Origin of the sequence: Dactylosporangium sp. NPDC005555 (assembly GCF_040605635.1) — a bacterium.
Taxonomy (GTDB): Bacteria; Actinomycetota; Actinomycetes; order Mycobacteriales; family Micromonosporaceae; genus Dactylosporangium.
In genome coordinates this window covers 150690-169943 of the sequence record NZ_JBEXDG010000009.1, presented here as the reverse complement: position 1 = coordinate 169943, position 19254 = coordinate 150690, and the positions used below count along the sequence as shown (strand labels likewise).

Below are 19254 nucleotides of genomic sequence, written 5' to 3'. Positions count from 1 at the left end.
CCTTGCCGGGAGTGCCAGGATTTCTGACGTGGTGTCAGGTCCGCCTCGTCACCTGAGCGCGGTGCGGCCACAGTGGGCGCCATGGAAACCGTTCGAACTCTGGCGCGTCGCTGGCCGGCCGCGGCCGGGCTGGCCACAGCGGTCGCCGCGCTGCTCACCGTCGCCGACCGGGACACCGCGGTCACGTGCGTGTGGGTCGCCGCGCTCTGCTACCTCGCGGCGGCCGCGCTGCACCGGCCGTGGATGGCGTGGGTGGCCGTGCCCGCGGGCAGCGTCGTCGTCGTCGCCGGAGAGATCGCCGGCGTCGGCCGATGGGTCCTGCTGGGCATCGCCGCGGCGGCCCTCGTCGTCGTTGCCGTGATCATCGGTGCCCCGCGCCGCCCGGTGGTCGCGCAGAGCGTCGCCGGCGTCGTGTACGGCGGTCTCGCGCTCGCGGCGCTGGCACTCGACCCGGACGCCGGCCTCGTCGTGGCCGGGCTCGTCCTGGCCGCACACGCGGTGTGGGACGCCGTGCACCACCGCCGCAAGTCGGTCGTGTCCCCCTCGCTGGCGGAAGCGTGCATGGCGCTGGACCTGCCGCTCGGGCTCGGGCTGGTCGTGCTCGGCCTGGCCGCGTGACACGCCGGAGGAGGTAGCCCAGGTGGGTGAGGACGTGGATTCGAGACGCTCGTGGGTAATGCCTGTGCGGGGTACGGGACCTCTGACCGATCCTGACCGCAGGTCGTTACGGGTCTGACAGGTGATGCCGCTGCGCCACCCGCCGGGCGCCATCCGGCTCGATCAACCGGCGGCGGGAGGCACGATGGCGTTCACCGACCTGATGGAACACGCGGCGCAGGGATTCGACGCGCTCGGCGCGGGCGTGCTGGTGGTGGGGCTGCTGTGGTCCGTGGGCCTCGCCGTCCGGACCTGGCGGCAGGCCGGTGGGCGCCGGGCGTACCAGGCACTGCGGGAGAGCTTCGGCGGAGTCCTGCTGCTCAGTCTCGAGGTCCTGGTCGCCGCGGACCTGATCCGCACGGTCGCCGTCGCACCCACCACGCAGAACGTCGCGGTCCTCGGCCTCATCGTGCTCATCCGGACCTTCCTCAGCTTCTCACTCCAGGTCGAGATCGACGGCACCCTGCCCTGGCGCCGGGCGCTCACCAGCGGAGCGGTCACCGTCGCCCGAGCGGCCCGCACCGCCCGGGACGCCGGACGTTCACCGGCGGGCCAGCCGGCGGCAGGTCACCCAGCGGACGCCGGACCGACCGGCGACCGGCCCGAAGCATCCTGACGAATCCCGGCACCCGTGCCGCGGTGACCCGGTCGCCCGACGCGCCACGGTCAGGTCCGGTGGAAGACCTCCTCGCGACGCACCGGCGACGGCCTGGCCGGGCAGCGCCGTGCCGTCGAACTCCCCGCTGATCCGGCGCCCGTCCCCCGCCTGACGCGCGCCCCGATCGCCGCGTCATCGCGTCCACCGCTCGCCGCGCGGGCCGCTGCCGGATCGCGCCGGAAGCGCCCCCACGGCGGCGTCGGCCGTGGGCCACCGGGACGCGCGCTACCTCACCTCGCGAAGCCACCCCGCATCGTGCCATCGGGCGGCGTGATCGGCCGCCGAAGGGGTACCGCTCGGCTACGCCCGCAGCGAGTCCGGTGGGTGATGTACCGGCGTGCGACCCGCACGGTCGGCGCGGCGTGCGGGTGGGCGACACGAAAGGAACGCGTTTGGCTACCGGGTTCGAGCTGGACCGCTCCCGCGAGGCGGGCGGTCCGGCATCGCGGCGTGCGCCGCAAGGGATCGATGCCGGCAAACGTAGCGTGATGGGCGTCATGGTCGACGTCATCGACTACGACGCGGCGGTCGAGAAGGTGGTCGCGGCAGCCGTCGACAGGCGCCCGTTCATTCTCACCGCATTGGCCGTGCACGGCGTGATGACCGGGGTTTCGGACCGTGTGTTCGGCGCCCGGCTGAATGCCTTCGACGTAGTCGCGGCGGACGGCCAGCCGGTGCGGTGGGCGCTCAACCTGCTGCACGCGGCGGGCCTGCGGGAATGGGTCAGCGGGCCGGAACTGACGCTGCGGGTGCTGCGGCGGGCCGCCGCCGAGGCGTTGCCGGTCTATCTGTACGGCTCGACGCCGCGGACTGTCGAGCAGTTGACGGCGTCGCTGACCGGGATGCTGCCGCGGTTGCGGATCGCCGGCGCCGAAGCGTCGAAGTTCCGTTCCGCCCGGCCCGGCGAGCCCGCGCGGATCGCCGATCGGATCAGCCGCTCTGGGGCGCGCCTGGTCCTGGTCGGCCTCGGCTGCCCGCGGCAGGAGACCTTCGTCCATGCGATGCGGCCGCTGCTGGCCATGCCGCTGCTGGCCGTCGGGGCCGCGTTCGACTATCACGCCGGCAGGCTCGCTCCCGCGCCGCGCCCGATGCAGCGGCACGGCCTGGCCTGGCTGTGGCGGTTGATGTTCGAGCCACGCCGGCTCTGGCGCCGCTACCTGCTCCTCGGACCCGACTACCTGCTCCGGTTGTCCGCGCAGAAGATGCGGCTGTGGACGCCGGCCGCGCCGGAACCGGCGTACCGGCTGCCCGACCCGCCGCCGGTCTGATCGCGCCCGCCGCCGCTGTCACCGATCAATCGAAAGAGAGAATTCGATGTGCGGGATCACCGGCATCGTGACCGCCGAAGCGGGCACGGTCGACCCGGACCGGTTGCGTGTCATGTGCCGCGCCCTGACGCACCGCGGCCCCGACGACGAGGGCTTCTATCTCGGCGACACGGTCGGCCTGGCCGTGCGGCGCCTGGCCGTCATCGACGTGGAGCACGGGCAGCAGCCGGTGCGGTCCGAAGACGGGACCGTGCACGCGGTGCTCAACGGGGAGATCTACAACTATCAGCGCCTGCGCCGCGAGCTCGCCGCTCGCGGTCACCGGTTCGCTTCCGGCAGCGACGCCGAGGTCATTCCGCACCTGTACGAGGAGTACGGCTCGGGCTTCGTGCGGCACCTGGAGGGCATGTTCGCCATCGCGTTGTACGACGAGGCCAGGCGCCGTCTGGTGGTGTGCCGCGACCGCGTCGGGGTGAAGCCGCTCTACTACGCGGAGCGCGACGGCGGTCTGGTCTTCGGCTCGGAGATGAAGGCGGTGCTGTGCGCCGTCTCCGACCGCTCGCCGGACCTGCAGGCGTTCAGCGCATACCTGTCGCTGATGTACGTGCCGGCGCCCCGGACCATGTACCGCACCATTCGCAAGCTGGAGCCGGGCACAGCGCTGGTGTGGCAGGACGACGCGTACACCATCGAGCGCTACTGGGCCCTCGCCGACGTGGCGCCGCGCCGCGACCTGACGGCGGCCTCGACCCGTCAGATGCTGCGCGACCTGGTTGTCGACAGCGTCCGTCAGCAGATGGTCGCCGACGTCCCGCTCGGCTTCTTCCTCAGCGGTGGCATGGACTCCAGCAGTGTCGTCGCCGCGGCCCGCCTGGCGGAGCCGGACGCCGTCCTGAAGACCTTCTCGGTGGGCTTCGCGGACCGGTCCTACGACGAACGCAGCGCGGCCGCCCTGGTCGCGCGGCGGTTCGGCACCAAGCACACCGCGCTGCTGGTCGAGCCACGCGCACAGGATGTGGCCGACGGCATGCTGCCCTGCTTCGACGAGCCGTTCGCCGACCCGTCCATGGTGCCCACCTACTATCTGTGCCAACTCGCCCGGCGGCAGGTGACGGTGGCGTTGAGCGGTGACGGCGGGGACGAGCTCTTCGCCGGCTACCTGACGTACCAGGCGGACAAGCTCGCCCGCTACTACCGGCACCTGCCCCGGGCGCTGACGGTGCGGATCGCTCCCTCGCTGCTGCGGTTCCTCCCCCGCTCGAGTGCCCGGGCGAGCTTCGACTTCAAGACGCGACGGTTCATCGAGAACGCGGTCGAGCACCCGGGTCGCAGTCATTACCTGTGGCGGGTGGTCTTCCGTGAGGCGCACAAGGCACGGGTCCTGCAGCCCGACGTGTTCGCCGGGATGACCGACACCTACGACACGCACGAGCCGCACGACCGGGCCGGCGCCGGATTCGACCGGCTGACCCGGTTCCAGTACACCGATGCCCAGGTGTACCTCCCCGACGACGTGCTGACCAAGGTCGACCGGCTGAGCATGGCGCATTCGCTGGAGGTGCGGGTCCCGTTGCTCGCCACCTCGATGATCGAGTTCGCCTTCTCCCTGCCGGGCCGGCTGAAGTCCCCCGGTCTGCGGCCGAAGCTCCTGCTGCGCCGGACGATGGCCGATCTGCTGCCGCCGGAGATCATCGCGATGCGCAAGAAGGGCTTCAACGCCCCGCTCCCCAGATGGCTGCGCGGTGTGTTCCGACCGTTGCTCCGCGAGTACCTGAGCCGGGATGTCCTGGAGCGGCAGGGCTACCTGCAGTTCGACGAGGTGAACGCGATCGTCGACCGGCACCTGAGCGGCACGGCCGAGCATGCCCGGGAGATCTGGATCCTGTTGCTCTTCACCATGTGGGCCGAGCAGGAGAAGGCGTACCTCTAGCGCCTGCCGTCACGAGTAGTACTGCTGAGGGTAAGAGACCGTGAACTATTGGGTGTTGCTCCTGTCGATCGTCCTGGCGTTGCTGCCGGCCGTCGTCCTCACGTCACTGATCTCCCGGACAACGCGGGCCTGGATCTGCCGGATCGCCTTCCTCGTCTCGGTGGGGCTGATCCTCTCGCCGTGGCTCTGGGTGCGCCTGGGCTACGACGTCCCGGCGCGAGCCGCTCTGCTGATCGTGACCGGGGCGTTCGCGGGCGGGATCGTGCTCAGCGCCGCCACGGCCGGGATCGTGGAGGACAACGCGCCGCCCTCGTTGGGGGTCCAGCGCATGGTCCTCGCCTACCACGCCCCGAGCACGGTCCCTCGCCGCCGGGTGCCCCGGGGGAAGCGGCTGCTCGACATCGTCGGCGCGTCCGTCGGGCTCGCCCTCACGCTGCCGCTGTGGCCGATCATCGGGCTGCTCATCTGGTTCGAGGAGCCGGGCCCGGTCTTCTTCACCAAGAACTCCGTCGGCCTGGGTGGTGCCACGTTCCGGCAGTTCAAGTTCCGCAGCATGCGGTACGGCGCGGAGAGGCTCACCGGCCCCGTGGCGTCACCCGCGGGAGATCCGCGCACGCTACGGGTCGGCCAGCGGTTGCGCCGCTGGCACCTGGACGAGCTCCCGGAGCTGATCAACGTCCTGGGCGGCACGATGAGCCTGGTCGGCCCGCGCCCGCTGCGGACGATACTGGTGCTCTCCCACCTGAGGACCGTGCCCGGCTACGCCGAACGGCACACGGTCCGGCCGGGGATCGCGTGTCTCGCCCAGATCGAGAAGTTCCACATGCCACCGCAGGAACGGCTGGAGAAGGACCTCGCCTACATCCAGCACCAGAGCGTGATGTTCGACCTGCGGCTGCTCGGCCGCGCGGTGCTGACCACGATTCGCGGCGAGCGCCGGTACCACAGCGACCCGCCGCTCGTGCCCTCCAACCGCACCACCGCTGATCCGGTCAACGGGTCCGGCGGGCCGGCCGAGCCGATCGAGCACGCGGGTCAGCTCCCCGGCGCGTGAGGCGCACCCGCGCTCAACCGGTCAGGCCGGTCAGGCCGGTCAGGCCGGTCGGTGCCGGTCCGGTCCGGTCCGTCTCCGGACCGGATCCCCGCGGTGGCGGTGGCCACCAGCCGGCCGAGTTCGGTGAGACGCAGGAGCCGCGCGGCGACGACGTACGCGATCCCGCCGGGCAGGCCGGCCGCGGCGACGACGACGAGCGGCCCGGTCAGCGGAGCCAGGAGGTGCGCGACCGCGGTGGCGACGCCGGCGGCGGCCGCGGCCGCGAGCAGCACCCGGGCGTGCGTGCTCGCCAGCCTGCGACCGTCGATGCGGCCCAGCCGGTGGCGCAGGACCAGACCCGCGGTGATGAGGCCGGTGGTGTACGCCGCCCCGTAGGCGATCGGGATGCCCACGACGATGTCCGCGCGGGGCAGGAACGCACCGGCGGCCAGGCAGCCGGCCACGCCGACGGCGCTGACCCCACTGGCGATCAGCGCCGGCGTCCTGGTGTCCTGCATGGCGTAGAACCCGCGCAGCAGGATCGCGTACCCGCTGAACGGCACCAGGGCCAGCCCGAACGCCGCCATGACCGTCCCGAGCAGGCCCACGGTCGACGCGTCGCTGCGCCCGTGGGCGAACAGGAGCGCGGCGAGCTGCGGTCCGAGCGCCACCATGACCGCCGCGACCGGGGCGAGGGCGACGACGGCCAACCGGATGCCCAGCGACAGGTCGTCGGTGATCCGGCGGTGATCCAGGCGAGCCGCACTGCGGCTCAACCGGGGCAGCATCACGGTCATCACCGACAGGGTGATCACCGCGAACGGCATCTGGAACAACGCGTACGCGTTCTGGTACGCGCTGATCCCACCCGGCCCGCCGATCGACGCCGATCTCGTGGCGACCGTGAACAGCACCTGGGCCGCGGCGACGGAGAACAGCATCCAGCCGCCGAGCCGGCCGATCCGGCGCATCCCGATGCCCCGGGGATCGAGCCGCGGCCGGAACGGAAAACCGCTACGGGCCAGCGCCCACATCACCATGGCCATCTGGGCGAAGACTCCAGCGCTGGTGCCCAGGCTCAGCAGCAGCAGATGGGGCGTGGTCAGCGCCTGCATGCTGGTCGCGCCGCCGACCACGAAGTACAACAACCCGACCGCGGTGACGACCAGGCTGTTGGCCAGCGGCGCCCACATCGGTGCGGCGAACCGGCCCCGGATGTTCAGCACGGCGCCCGCCGCGGCGCTCATGCCGTAGAACAGGATCTGCGGCAGGAAGAACCGGGTGAACACGACCGTCAGATGCCGTTGGTCCGCGGTGAAGCCGGGCGTGAACAGGTCCACCAGAACAGGGGCCAGCACCGTGGCGACCAGGGTGACCGCCCCCAGGCCGAAGCCGATCATCGACAACAGTCGCTGGGCGTAGACCACGCCACCGTCGGGCTCCGTCAGCGCCGCCCGGGTCAGCATCGGCACGATGACGCTCGCCATCGCACCCCCGACCACCAGGTCGTACACCACGTTCGGCAGCGCGTTCGCCAGGTTGTAGCTGTCCAGTAGCCGGCTACCCAGTCCGAGCACGGCCGCCAGCACCAGGATCCTGACGAATCCGGCCGCCCGCGATGCCAGCGTCGCCACGGCCGCTCCCCGGCCCGCGCGTCCCAGGGACGATCCGGCTGTCCCGCCGACCTTCACCACGCCGGCCGGTCAGCCACCGGCGACCAGTTGGGGATGGGCGGCGAGGAAGCTCTTGACCTGGTCGGTGCGTACGGCGGCGAGCAGGTTGACGGTGGTCCGGTCGAGGGCTTCGGCGGTGCCGTTGCCGGGCGACTGGTTGAACGTGCCCTCGTTCGACTTGATGGTGACCACGTCGTCGCCGCTCACGCCGCGCATCGCGTACGCCCAGTCGGCCAGGTCGATGCCGCCGCTGTCGATGGTGATCGCCTTGCCGGCGACCTCGAGGACCTTGTTGAACCGCATCGGGTTGGTGAGCACGTCCTTGCTGAGCATCCCCTTGAAGACGGCCTTGATGAACTGCTGCTGGTGGCGTTGCCGGTCGTAGTCGCCGTTGGGCAGGGTCTCGCGTTGCCGGACGTAGTCGAGGGCCTGCCACGGTGCGAGGTGCTGGTAGCCGACGTGGTAGGCCACCGGGGTCACGCCCGGAACCGGGTCCAGGCCCTGGCCGCCGTCGTCTCTGGTGTACTGCCGGAAGGGGACCTCGGTCCCGCCCTTGCTGTTGTGACCGATGCTCACGGACGTGGTCTCCTGATCCACGTACATGTCGACCCCGCCGAGCACGTTGACGACCTGTTGGAAGCCGGTGAAGTCGACGATCGCCGCGCCGTCGAACGTCACCCCGCACAGCTTCTTGATCGTCATGGCGAGCAACTCGACGGCATGGCTGCGGGCGGCCGGCCCGGTGAGGCCGTTGCCACCGTACGCGTACGCGGCGTTGACCTTGTCGTCGCCGCCCGGGTACTGCCTGGCCCCGTTGTCGTACGGCGGGATCTCGACCCAGGTGTCCCGAGGGATCGAGACCATGTACGCGGCGTCATACGTCGCCGGGATGTGCAGGATGATGATCGAGTCGGAGCGTACGGGTTCGTGAGGGTCCTGGCCGGGGCGGGCGTCGACACCGATGAGCAGGATGTTCTTCGCCCCGGTGACTGACGCGTGGCCGGGCTGCTGGGCCTGGTTGCCGGTGTCGCCGAGCAGGTTCTGCTCGACGACGCCGCGCATCGCGTACGAGAGCAGGGCCTCCTTCGCCAGGAGCACCGCGCCGGGCAGCACGGCCAGGATCGTGCCGAGCACGATGCTCCACCGCGCCCACGACGGATCCTTGGGCCGTGCGCGCTGATCCCGGTCGGTCGTCACGGTTGCCCGGCCGCACGCACGGGCGGGCCGGTCGGTCGTCACCGTTGCCCGGCCGCACGCGCGGCCGGGCCGGTCGTTCACCGAGTCACCGGGTCGGTGCGGTTCATCCGGAGGGGTCACCGGGCCGGCTCCTGTTCACGAGGTACGTCGGACAGGAGAAACCTACGGATCAGGTGGACCGGCGGCCGCGGCGTCTCGCGACATCAACCCCGATTTCCACCCCCTACGAAACCGGTGCCCGGGTCCGCGCCGCCGGTGTATCTCGGCTGTGCCCGGGTACGAACGGGCCGCTCGCAACACGTATCCGTCAACGAACGTCACTCACGGGGATCCCATGCCGGTACTTCCTGCCCTCCATGCGGCGCAGTAGCGTCGCGGGGCCCGCGCCGCGGTGGTGGCTCTACCTGCCGGCGTTCTTCCTGATCGCTGCGGGGTGGGCGGTCGCGCTGCCGGTCAACGGCACGTACGACGAGAAGGACCACATCGCCCGTGCGTACGCCGTGACCACCGGACAGCTCACCACCCACCGCACGGTCGTCGACCGGCGCGACGACCGCAAGCCCGCGTTCCTGGTACCGGCGAGCCTGATGCCCAGTAACAGCAACGTCGACTGCGCGTGGGCGCCCCGCCCGGCGCGCTCGGCCGACTGCCAGCGCTGGACCACCGACCGGGCCCGCGTCCTCACCCCGAGCGGGGCGGCCAGGTACAGCCCGGTCTACTACCTGCTCGTCGGTGCGCCGCTGGTGCTCGCGCCCGACCGGACCGGCATCCTGCTCGCGCGGCTCATCTCGGCGCTGGCCGCGGCCGCGCTCCTGGCCGGCGCGGCCGGCGCCGCGCTGCGGCTCGGCAGCCGGCTGCTCGCGCTCGGTGTCGTGCTCACCGCGACGCCGATGGCGGCGAACCTGGCCGGCTCGGTCAACCCGAACGGCCTCGAGATCGCCGCGGGCGTCGCCGTCTGCTGCGCGCTGCTCGCCCTGCTGCGCGCGCCCGACGCACGGCTCGGCGACCGCGCCGTGCGCCGCCTGCTGGTGCTGGTCGGGGTCGGCTCGCTGGTGCTGCTCACCGTCCGCCAACTCGGGCCCGCGCTGCTGATGCTCGTCGTGGCGGCGTGCGCGGCGCTGGCCCTCCCCGGCCGCATCGCCCAGCTGTGGCGGCGCCGCGAGACGCGCTGGATCGTTGCCGGCTCGTGGTCGCTCGGCCTGGCCGGTTCGCTCGGCTGGATGGCGTACTCCGGCGTGGCCGGCGTCGCTCCGGTCGTCCGCGACGCCCAGCACCTCGCCCCGTCGGAGCTCGCGCAGGTCCTGGTCACCCGGCGCATCCCGTTCTATCTCAAGCAGGTCGTCGGCCAGTTCGACTACGGCGAGACCAAGCCGCCGCTGGTGGTCATCGCGGCGTGGTGCCTGCTGCTGGGCGCCGTGGTGGTGCCGAGCCTGATTTACGGCGGCCGCCGGCTCACCCTCGTCGCCGCCTCACTCGGCACTGCCTGCCTCGGCCTGCTCCTGGCCCTGGAACTGCACTATCTGCCGATCATCGGCTGGTTCGCGCAAGGCCGGTACGCGATGCCGGCAGCCGCCGGCGTGGTGCTGTGCGCCGCCTGCGCGCCGCAGTTCGAGCGCCGCCTTGCCTCGCGGCACCGGCTAAGCTCCTACTGCACCGTCCTGACCGGCGTGGCCGCAGTCCTGCACGTGTACCTGCTGGCGTTCGTGATGACGCGTTTCCAGTCCGGCCCGGGCGCGCCCCTCGACCCGTTCACGGGCGTCTGGCGGCCACCGTCCGGAGCGCTGCCGCCGTTGCTGGCGGTGCTGGCCGGCGGCACGATCCTCGCGGTGCTGGCCGCGGTGCTGGCCGGCGACAGTACGCGTGGTCCCGTCCACGCACCGCCGGAACAGCACGCGTTGCCGTCCATGCCGAACGTCCGGTGACGCGCTGCCTCCGTCAGGCGCGGCGGCACGCCGGGACCGCGGAGCCGACCGGCACATCGACAGCGTCCAAGGGTCCCGATCCGCGTGGTCGTCCCGGCGGATTCTCGGGCGGCTGATTTCGTCCGCGACCATGGGACTCTGGCGTGAACATCTCGATTGATCTTGTAGTGAGCAGCGCGGGCGCGGCGTTTGAAGGTGCTTGAGATGCTCCTGCGCCGCGACCACCCCCGATGAACACGACGGCGCCCGCCCATCTCATCAGGATCAAAGGGTAATGATCCGATAATTCTGGCCGGCATCGGCCGCGTCCGGACGAGCGACGAGCGCTCTCCGGCTCGCCCTACCTACGGATGTATGGCCGCTCGTCCTCGTGCTGGGACGGCGCTGCGGTGACGACGCGGCTCAGCGGCCGTAGTGGGTGAACCCCGCCCAGGCGAGTGGACTGAACGCGGCGTCAGGCGGACACAGCTCCCGCAGTTCCGGCGGCAGGTCGGCGCGGACCGGTGAGCGCATCCATAGCTGGGCACGGCGCAGCGCGTCGGCTGGGCGGTCGCCGTCGATCCGAAGGTAGCGGTGGATCATGTACATCAGGAACGATGTTTCGGTGTCCGGCACCGCCCACAGCGAGCCGAAGACCGTGCGGGCCCCCGCCGCCAGGAACGACGTCGCAAGGCTGAGCACCTCGTCGTGGTCGGATCTGGTGGCGCCGGTGGTGCAGGCAGCCAGGAAGACCTGTTCGAGGTCCAGTGCCGCCGAACGGGAATGCTCCAGCAAGGTGCCGGCCGAGAGCCGACTGCCGTGGCCCAGGAGCAGGCGCGCCTCGGTCGGGCGCTCGGCATCCACGGTGGCGTGGCAGGCGAAGTGCAGCACCGACGGTCCCGGAGGCGTCGCGTCGATCCAGGCCAGCACGTCGCCGGGGGTGGCGTCGCGGCCGAGGTACTGTCCGTCGGGGTAGAACCGGTCGTGCAACGCCTTGGCCTCGACGCTGGCCGATGCAAGGTCGCCGCCGGGGTCGCCGACCACGAGCGAGGAGCGAACCGTGGCGGAGGTCCAGGCACGGCCCTCGCAGAACATCCGGGCCGATGGGCTGTAGCTGATCACTGCCGCATCGAGCGCGTAACGCCGGCGGCCGTCCTCGGTGGTGCATGCCGCGTGCCACGGCACCGCGGCGAGCGGACCGAACGGAACCAGCACGAGCCTCGCCGGGCGGCTTGCCGTGCGCCGCGTGACGCCGAGCACGTCGTCCATCGCGGCCGTCCACGCCCAGGCGCAGAGACGGTCGAGATCGGGGGCCGACCGCTGGCCGCCGACCGCTTCCAGGTCGCGGACCCCGGGATGCGGGTTCCCCCCTGCCCATACCTCCGCATCGACCAACGCGGGAAGGGTGCGGATCATCGGGTCACCGTCGCTCTGGATGATGACCGCCCGACCGGGTGTCTCGCCGACACCGGCGATGAGCTGGACGAGCGCGTCGGTGCCGGTCGCCGCCAGAGCCGCCCTGATCTCGGCAACCGTGACCGGGCGGAGACCGACAACCTCGCCTTCGCCGCCGAGCGCGTCGAGCACGGCGTACCGCAGCTCGTCAGGGACGACGAAGGCGGGCTCGCCACCCGCTGCCAGCGGGACACCGGTCAGCCGGTCGCGGCCGACGCCACGGGTCGCGAGCCAGTCGGCGGCCAGTTCGGGGTGGCCGCGTTCCACGAGCCGGTCGGCCACCTCGCGGGAGCTGCTTGCCGCCCGCAGGGCAAGGGCCCGGCCGGCGTCGAGGATGCCGACGAGGTCGTCGTGGGCGTTGTCCTCGATGCACCACTCGGCGACCGTGAGGGCGTGCTCGGCGGCGCTCCGCGCGGCGGCCAGTGCCCGGTCGGTGCCCGACTGCAGGAAGACCTGCCACGCGTCGGCGCGCAGCATCGACCAGCCCAGCTCGCGTGAGCGTGCCCGGTCCGGCTCGTCGGTGAGCCGGACCGCTGCCGCGCAGTTCTCGGCGAGGAAGACCCACAAGGTGTATCGATGATCGCCGGCCAGGCTGAGCGCCTCCGTGAGGTACCGCACCGCCGCAGCCGCATGCTCCGCACGACGGATGCCCAGGCGCGCCAGATGCCGCCGGCTCGACCCAGCGGTGAGCCGGGTGCCGATGCCCAGCCGAAGCTCTCCTTCGGGAAGGAGGTCGAGAAGCTCCGCCGTATACCGCGCCACCTCCGACAGCAGGCGAGCGTCGTCGCGCGCGGTGCCTTGCACGTTCAGGGCCGCCGCCGCCATCATGGCATTGACGAGCCGGAGCAACCCGACATGCCCGGGCGGGATGTCGTCCAGGCTCGGCAGGACGACCGATGGGCTGGTCAGCGGCTTGGCGAGCCCGGCAAAGCTCCGCATGAAGTCGACGGTGCTCCTATCAAGGGACGCGTCGTTGACCTGATCCAGTGCCGGCGCCGCAGCGGCCACCACCTCCGCCGCGCCGGCGGCGTCGCCGCTGATGATGCGGTCGTCGAACTGGGCGAAGAGACTGAACAGTGCGTCGTCCTGGACGAACCTGCGCCACTCAGCGCTGCCGATGCCGGTGGCCAGCCGGTCTCCGGTGACGCGGCCGCGGAGGTTCATGGCGGCCGCCAGCCAGAGGTTCACGACCCCGCGACTCGCCTCGGAAAGGTGCTCCGAGCTCGCCAAGCGGGCGATCCGCTCGACGGCGCCGGCACCGACTCCGCCGCTGGACAACCCCTCGACCACGTCGCACATGCCCAGACCGAGCTCGACCAGCGCCGACAGCTGCGGGTCGTCCCGGACTGTTGCGCCGAGCGTGAGCAGCTCAAGGATCAGCGCCAGATCGTAGGTACCCTGGTCGTGCCCGACGAGCATGAGCTGGGACCAGCCGAGCACCGCCGCGAACCGGGCTCGCAGGTCAGGATCGGCATGTGGGCTGCGGACAAACGCGTCGGCGGCGGCCATGATGAGGCTCCGGTAGGGCGACTGGCCGCGATCCGCGGTCGAGGGCGTGGACAGCAGGCCGGCGCCGCCACGGGCGTCCTCGAGTGTCAGTCGCTCGAAGTACACGCTCAACAACTCGTCGCCCGGATCCGGGTCGAGCGCGATGGCTCGGTCCTGGTGAGCCACCGCAGCATCCAGTGCGGTCACGTCCTGACCCAGGTCCCAGACCAGGCGGTGGGTCCGCCCGGCCTCGTAGGACACGACCCAGCTGTCCGGATCGGCGTCGTCCAGAAGCGCCGCGGACCGGCGCGCGTCCCGGATGTCGCCGTTGCGCACGGCCCTTTCCCGCAGCAGCTCGGCAAGGTCCAGGCCGACCCCGCCATCGAACGGCAACGCCTGCACCGCGGTCAGCGCGTCGATGGCCGCGTCGAGATCGTCCGGTCGTTCGGCCGTGCGCCACCGGGTGCGCACTGCGTCCGCCAGGCACAGGGCCGCGTGCGCCGACCGGGCGGACCGGTCCACCGCCGCCCGGGCGGCACTCACCGCGCAGTCCAGGTCGGCCAGGTCGTCCAAGGCGCCATCGAGCTCGAACCGAACCAGCGCCGCACCGCTCAGCAGGGACTCGACGAGGGCCAACCGGTCGTCGCTCACCCAGGCGTCGTACGGTTGGGCGAGCAGTGCGGCCCGCGCCGCGACCACCTCCCCGATACCGCGGTCGAGGTCGGACCGGTCGGGGTCCGACGTCGAACGGTCGTAACGCTCCAGGCGGGCGGCGCCGCGCATCAGGCGCACGTATTCGGTGACGATCGGGTGAGAGCCGCTGACGACGACGGCGTCCATATGCGCGACCACGCCGTCGATGTCCGCGGCGTCGGTGCACTCGTGGTCGTAGTACAGCGTCCACGACCGGTCCCACACCATGTCGAGCAGGTGAACCGCCAACTCGTCGTGCTCCGGGTCGGCCGGGTCGGTTCCGTCGGTCAGCCGCCGGGCCCACTCGATCGAGCTGGTGAAGTCATCCGGTGCCCCGTCCCGCTGGGCCCGCTCGCGGTAGGCGTGGCTGAGCCAGTACCAACACAGTGGGAGGTCGGGATGGTGTTCGCCGCACCGGGTCGCCTCCAGCAGGAGGTCGATCGCGTGGTCGAGGTCCGCTTCGCGAGGATCGGCGGCGAAGCGGTCGAGTGCCGTCTCCGCGACAGCCATGAGCCGGTCGAACCCATCGGTACCACCTTCAGTCGTCCACACGTGGATAGCTGACGGACGGTCCGCAGGCGCTGTCGAGGAGCGTGGCGTCGACCCGCCGGCCGGCTCAGGAGACCGTCACCCGGCCGGTGCCGATGTCGCCGCCGCAGGACTCAAAATCTGCTACCTCATCGACGCCATCAGCTACGGTGCCGCCCTCTACGGCGTCTTCCGGCTCCCATCCATGCACCCCGACGGCAAAGCCAGCCGGCGCAGCCTCGCCGCCGCCATCGAAGGCCTCACCTTCATCGCCCGCAACACCGCGCTGCGCGGCGCCATGCTCGCCGACCTCAGCGCCACCGTCCTCGCCATGCCCATCGCCTTGTTCCCCGCCATCAACGCCGACCGCTTCAACGGCTCACCCCGCACCCTCGGCCTGCTCAGCACCGCCATCGCCGTCGGCGGACTCCTCGGCTCCATCCTGTCCGGGCCCGTCAAAACCATCACCCGCCCCGGCCGCGCCATGCTCATCACCGGCGCCGTCTGGGGCGCAGCCATCGCCGGATTCGGCGCCGTCCACGGACTTCCCGCCACACTCGCACTCCTCGCCGTCGCCGGCGCCGCCGACGTGCTCTGCGTGGTCTTCCGCACCACCATCGTCCAACTCGCCACCCCTGACACCATGCGCGGCCGCACCAACTCAACCGAATATGTTGTCGGCGCCGCATTCCCACAGATCGGCAACTTCCGCGCCGGCCTGCTCGCCACCGCCACCACACCCCAGATCAGCGCCGTCGCAGGCGGGCTCGCCGCCATCGTCGGAGCCGGCCTCATCGCAGCGAGACTTCCCGCCTTCACGGCCTACCGACACGCCGACAACCCCGAACCCGCCACCGACCCCCCATGACCAACCACAGGTCAAAGCCGGATCGGGAGCGGCCACGCACTCATGGTCGGCCAGCCGGCCGGGCAGGCACTGCCCAGAACGGCGCCATCAACGGCGCCTCGCCGGAAGACCACAATTCGTTCAGCCCATTCGACGTCGGCACCGAGCTGCGCGCGGCCAAGGCGCGCCTGGCCGAGCTGACCAGATCTGTCGTCACGGCACATCGCGCTCCAGCGTGGTGGCGAGTTCGTGCCGTTCCCGGTCAACCGCAGACCGCACCCGTTCACTGTCCATCGCCACGCTGACGGCGTAGGCAAAGACCACCAGGCTGAAGACGACCACCACGAGCAGGTCGATCCAGCCGGGCAACCACAGACGTGCGCCGCGCCCGTACCGGCCGAGGAACCCGATGAGGGTGAGCCCGATGAGCCAGGGCCAGATCCACGACGACGCACGCCAGTCGACGGCGGGCCTTTCCCGTTCGGCGGTGCACGCCACGGTGATCACGAAGAGTGCCAGCCCCGCGCCGATCGCCAGCAGGAGCTTCCAGGTCGCCTCGAACCCGCCCCAGTAGATCACCAGGTTCGCCGCGACGAAGGCCGCGGGTGCGGCGATCCCGGCGGCTGGCACCCGGTAGGGGCGGTGGCGCTGGGGATCATGCCGGCGCAGCGCGGTCAGCGACACCGGCGCGAACGCGTACATGATCGCGGTCGCCGACGTGACGAGCCCGACGAGCGACTGCCAGCTGGGGTACGGCAGGAAGGCCAGCTCTCCTACGACGAACGCCAGCGCGATCGAGTACACGGGCACGCCGCGGCGGCTGACGTAGCTCAGCGCCGGCGGCAGGGTGCCCTGCCGGGCCAGCGCGTAGGAGAGCCGTGCCGAGGCGCCGACGTAGACCAGTCCCGTCCCCGCGGGTGAGACGAACGCGTCGACGTACAGCAGCAGGGCCAGCCAGCCGGCGCCCGCTGCGGCGGCGATGGTCGCGTACGGGCCGAAGTCCCCGGCGCCCACCGGATGCGCCCAGCCGTCGGCGAGGTTGCGCGGATCCAGGCCGCCGATGAAGACGATCTGCAGCAGGATGTACAGCACCGTTCCGATCAGCATGGCCAGGATGACGGCGCGGGACAGGTCGCGTTGCGGGTCGCGTGCCTCCCCGCCCAGCTGGATCGCCTGTTCGAAGCCCTGCAGGGAGAAGACGACACCGGCGGGCAGCGCGGCGAAGATGCCGTGGGCACCGTACGGGCTGAATCCGCCGCCTGCGGTGAAGTTGGACGGATGGAAGGTCAGCGCGGCCACGACGATGACGGTGAGCACGGGGATCGCGAGCTTCCAGAGCACGACTGTGGTGTTGCTCCTGGCGAGCCGACGCACCCCCAGCATGTTGATCACGGTGAACAGCAACATGAGCAGGGTGGCGAAGCCCAGCCCGGCCGGTGACAGCGTGCCGTCGGCGTGCAGGAGGCCGAGGTGGCTACGCACCCATCCGATGTTGTCGAGGTACTGCAGGCTCGCCTCCACCTCGATCGGCGCGATCGTCACGGCCTGCAGCCAGGCGGTCCAGCCCGCGGTGAGTCCGGCGAGGGCGCCGAACGCGAACCCGGGAAACCGTGCTGTGCCGCCGGCGACCGGGTAGGTGGTGCCGAGCTCCGCGTGGACCAAGGCGAGCAGCGCGAGCATCGCACCGGCCAGCAGCCAGGAGATCAGCGACGCTGGCCCGGCGGCCTGCGCCGCGGACAGCGCGCCGAGCAGCCAACCAGAGCCGATGATCGAGCCCAGCGACACGAAGGTCAGGCCCCACAGCCCCACTTCGCGCCGCAGGAAGCCGGAGCCTGCGGGCACCCGGCCTGCCGTGCCGCCCGCATCCTGCACGGCACACCTCACCAGGTCGGTGGCGGGCCGTGACGCCACGTCAGCAGGCCCGTCTCGGCCAGATACCGCGTACCGCCCACCCGAAACCCTGGCATGGCGGTAACTTCTACGGTGATCGCCCGATCCACCGGCGGGCGGCCACGCCCGCGCGTCCGGCCCACGTCCAGCGCAATGACGGTAGGAGGGCACGGCCGCCGAGCGTGACGAGCGCCGCGACCAGGTGCTGGACGTCGAAGACCGGAACGGTCAAACCGTGGCAGGTCCTGGATGGTGACGGATGACGTCAGCGCCGACGAGACGACGCATTGGCCCGACAGCGGTTGAGCCCGGCGCGCAGGTCCCGGCGGAGCTTGGCATCCAGGCCGGGCAGGGCGAGCGCGGCAGTCAGGTCGTCAGCGGCCTCGCCCCAGCGCTCCAACCGCATCAGCGCGGTGGCGCGGTTGTAGCGAGGCTCGGCCGCGGTAGACAGCACCACCGCGCGGTCGAGGTCGGCCACAGCAGCGGCGGCGTCGCCACGTTCGAAGCGTACGGCGGCTCGGTTCGTCCACGCCTCGGCCAGTCCGGGATCGGCGTCGAGGGCCCGCGTCAGCAGCTCGTCGGCCTCGTCGAGGGCACCGCGTTCGGAGCGGATCAGACCCAGCGTGCACAGCAGTGCGGGTGCGTCGCGCCGCTCGGCCGGAGCTGAGCGTACGCATGCTTCGGCGGCAGCGAGGTCGCCCCGGGCGAGATGGAGGTTGGCCAGCGCTACGCGGGCGTCGAGGTGGGCCGGATCGATGGCCAGGACGCGCCGCAGGTCCTCACGTGCCGTCCCGCTCCGTCCGGTCTCTTCATACAGCGTCGCGCGGTTGTAGTACGCCTCTGGCAGGTGTGGTCCCAGCCGGATCGCCGCCGAGTAGTCGCCTAAGGCTGCGCTCGTGCGCCCGGCGGCACGGTGCAAGGCCGCCCGATCGACGTAGTACTCGCAGTTTTCGGGGTCGAAGGCGATGACGTCGTCGAGGTCGGCCAGCGCCTCGGCGGCCTTGCCGAGCGCCAAGTGGAGCTGGGCCCGGTTGTGTCGGAGGCGGGCTTGGTCCTGCCGACGCTCATCGGCGCCCAGGACGGTGGACAGCTTCACCAGACCGGAGTTCACCAGTTCCAGCGCTTGGTTCGCCCGGCCCTCACGGCTGTCCAACAGCGCGATGCCCTGCTCGTAGAAGATGGTCGACACGACGCGCTGGCGTTCGTCGGTGATGCCGGCAGCCAGGTGAAGCGCCCTCTCCAGCCATCGACTGGCCATGGCCGGGTTCTGCTGCGCCGGGGGAAGATGGCGGGCGTACAGCATGGCCGTGGAGTATGCGGCCGACATCGTGATCTTCGGATCGTCGGTGACGGCTCGGGCTTCGGCGTACAACTGGAGTGCCTCACCGGCGTGGCCGACCGCGGCGAGGGCGGTGGCCAGTCCCGTGGTGAACGACCACCAGAGGGCGAGGTCGGTCTCGGGTGTGACGGCGGCCCGGCCGCGCCGCGCGGTACGCACGGCGTGGTGGTAGAAGCCGCGCGCCAGGCTGTCGCCCAGCATGGCCCGTAGGTGGGTCGGCCGGGATTCGACCTCCGGCTCGGGCGCTCCCCCGTCGTGGAGGTGCAGGGTCATCGGAGTCGACGCGAGCCGCCGCGTCAGCGTCGCGAGGAGTTCCGCGGTCGTCTCGTCGGCCGCGTCGGTGTGGACGAAGTGGACGGTCAGGGGACGGCGTACGGCGCACGCGGCCACGAATTCCGCCGCCCCGAACGAGAGGGCGGCCGTACGCCGAGCGGGGTGGAACCGGATCGGCTGCTCGTCTGCCGCGGCCGTCGTGACCGGATTCAGGGCCGGGACGATGGAGTGCAGCTCGATGGAATGGCGGGCGGCCTGCCGGGGATGATCGCGGGCGAGGTCGGCGAGGAATGCGTCGACCCCTGCGTACGGGCCGAGGTCGCGGTGGCAGTCGTAGGGCGGGCGCCCGGAGACGCCCGCCCGGCCGCGTCTTACCAGCACCATTCCAACCAGAGCCGCCGCGCTCCGGACAACAGGCGAACGG

12 protein-coding genes are annotated in these 19254 nt (G+C 71.5%); 7 read left to right on the top strand and 5 right to left on the bottom strand.

What is annotated here, in order from left to right:
• The first annotated feature begins 81 nt into the window (after nucleotides 1–81).
• The 5 genes from ABZS58_RS13190 to ABZS58_RS13170 all read left to right on the top strand — a co-directional run bounded on the left by ABZS58_RS13190 (nucleotide 82) and on the right by ABZS58_RS13170 (nucleotide 5567).
• Complete coding sequence (locus ABZS58_RS13190; protein WP_354780852.1) at nucleotides 82–618, top strand: hypothetical protein; 537 nt, start codon at nucleotides 82–84, stop codon at nucleotides 616–618.
• Nucleotides 619–802: 184 nt separating this feature from the next.
• Nucleotides 803–1273 carry a DUF1622 domain-containing protein gene (locus ABZS58_RS13185; RefSeq protein WP_354780850.1) on the top strand — a complete coding sequence of 157 codons (471 nt, stop codon included), beginning with the start codon at nucleotides 803–805 and terminating at the stop codon, nucleotides 1271–1273.
• Nucleotides 1274–1803: 530 nt separating this feature from the next.
• The gene (locus ABZS58_RS13180) at nucleotides 1804–2583 is read left to right on the top strand and encodes a WecB/TagA/CpsF family glycosyltransferase (RefSeq protein ID WP_354780849.1); all 780 of its coding nucleotides are present in this window, start codon (nucleotides 1804–1806) and stop codon (nucleotides 2581–2583) included.
• A 46-nt stretch (nucleotides 2584–2629) separates the two neighbouring features.
• Nucleotides 2630–4513 (top strand): asparagine synthase (glutamine-hydrolyzing), encoded by a 1884-nt coding sequence (gene asnB / locus ABZS58_RS13175; RefSeq protein WP_354780847.1) that lies wholly within the window; start codon nucleotides 2630–2632, stop codon nucleotides 4511–4513.
• Between the two features lie 40 nt (nucleotides 4514–4553).
• Nucleotides 4554–5567: a sugar transferase gene (locus tag ABZS58_RS13170; protein ID WP_354780845.1), complete on the top strand. Its 1014-nt coding sequence runs from the start codon at nucleotides 4554–4556 to the stop codon at nucleotides 5565–5567.
• Here the strand turns inward: ABZS58_RS13170 and murJ are convergent.
• Both murJ and ABZS58_RS13160 read right to left on the bottom strand, forming a co-directional pair.
• Entirely contained in the window at nucleotides 5549–7180 is a 1632-nt protein-coding gene (gene murJ / locus ABZS58_RS13165) for a murein biosynthesis integral membrane protein MurJ (RefSeq protein ID WP_354780843.1), read from the bottom strand. The two genes, ABZS58_RS13170 and murJ, sit on opposite strands and share 19 nt — an antisense overlap.
• A gap of 69 nt (nucleotides 7181–7249) precedes the next feature.
• Nucleotides 7250–8497 carry an LCP family protein gene (locus tag ABZS58_RS13160; protein ID WP_354780841.1) on the bottom strand — a complete coding sequence of 416 codons (1248 nt, stop codon included), beginning with the start codon at nucleotides 8495–8497 and terminating at the stop codon, nucleotides 7250–7252.
• A gap of 275 nt (nucleotides 8498–8772) precedes the next feature.
• Here ABZS58_RS13160 and ABZS58_RS13155 point away from each other — a divergent pair, with 275 nt between their 5' ends.
• Entirely contained in the window at nucleotides 8773–10338 is a 1566-nt protein-coding gene (locus ABZS58_RS13155; protein ID WP_354780839.1) for a DUF2142 domain-containing protein, read from the top strand.
• Between the two features lie 402 nt (nucleotides 10339–10740).
• On the opposite strand, the gene ABZS58_RS13150 is transcribed toward ABZS58_RS13155, so the two are convergent.
• Nucleotides 10741–14463 carry a CHAT domain-containing protein gene (locus ABZS58_RS13150; RefSeq protein WP_354780838.1) on the bottom strand — a complete coding sequence of 1241 codons (3723 nt, stop codon included), beginning with the start codon at nucleotides 14461–14463 and terminating at the stop codon, nucleotides 10741–10743.
• Here ABZS58_RS13150 and ABZS58_RS13145 point away from each other — a divergent pair.
• Complete coding sequence (locus ABZS58_RS13145; protein WP_354780836.1) at nucleotides 14462–15349, top strand: MFS transporter; 888 nt, start codon at nucleotides 14462–14464, stop codon at nucleotides 15347–15349. The genes ABZS58_RS13150 and ABZS58_RS13145 overlap by 2 nt on opposite strands.
• A gap of 192 nt (nucleotides 15350–15541) precedes the next feature.
• Here the strand turns inward: ABZS58_RS13145 and ABZS58_RS13140 are convergent, their stop codons facing one another.
• Complete coding sequence (locus tag ABZS58_RS13140) at nucleotides 15542–17200, bottom strand: APC family permease (RefSeq protein WP_354780834.1); 1659 nt, start codon at nucleotides 17198–17200, stop codon at nucleotides 15542–15544.
• Nucleotides 17201–17483: 283 nt separating this feature from the next.
• Complete coding sequence (locus ABZS58_RS13135) at nucleotides 17484–19214, bottom strand: tetratricopeptide repeat protein (protein WP_354780832.1); 1731 nt, start codon at nucleotides 19212–19214, stop codon at nucleotides 17484–17486.
• Nucleotides 19215–19254: the final 40 nt, after the last annotated feature.

What these genes read in the sequence shown, in the direction of transcription:
- asnB (WP_354780847.1), top strand. Translation starts at nt 2,630, where the DNA reads ATGTGCGGGATCACCGGCATCGTGACCGCCGAAGCGGGCACGGTCGAC.
- ABZS58_RS13145 (WP_354780836.1), top strand. Translation starts at nt 14,462, where the DNA reads ATGAGCCGGTCGAACCCATCGGTACCACCTTCAGTCGTCCACACGTGG.
- ABZS58_RS13190 (WP_354780852.1), top strand. Translation starts at nt 82, where the DNA reads ATGGAAACCGTTCGAACTCTGGCGCGTCGCTGGCCGGCCGCGGCCGGG.
- ABZS58_RS13155 (WP_354780839.1), top strand. Translation starts at nt 8,773, where the DNA reads ATGCGGCGCAGTAGCGTCGCGGGGCCCGCGCCGCGGTGGTGGCTCTAC.
- ABZS58_RS13185 (WP_354780850.1), top strand. Translation starts at nt 803, where the DNA reads ATGGCGTTCACCGACCTGATGGAACACGCGGCGCAGGGATTCGACGCG.
- ABZS58_RS13150 (WP_354780838.1), bottom strand. Translation starts at nt 14,463, where the DNA reads ATGGCTGTCGCGGAGACGGCACTCGACCGCTTCGCCGCCGATCCTCGC.
- ABZS58_RS13135 (WP_354780832.1), bottom strand. Translation starts at nt 19,214, where the DNA reads ATGGTGCTGGTAAGACGCGGCCGGGCGGGCGTCTCCGGGCGCCCGCCC.
- ABZS58_RS13180 (WP_354780849.1), top strand. Translation starts at nt 1,804, where the DNA reads ATGGGCGTCATGGTCGACGTCATCGACTACGACGCGGCGGTCGAGAAG.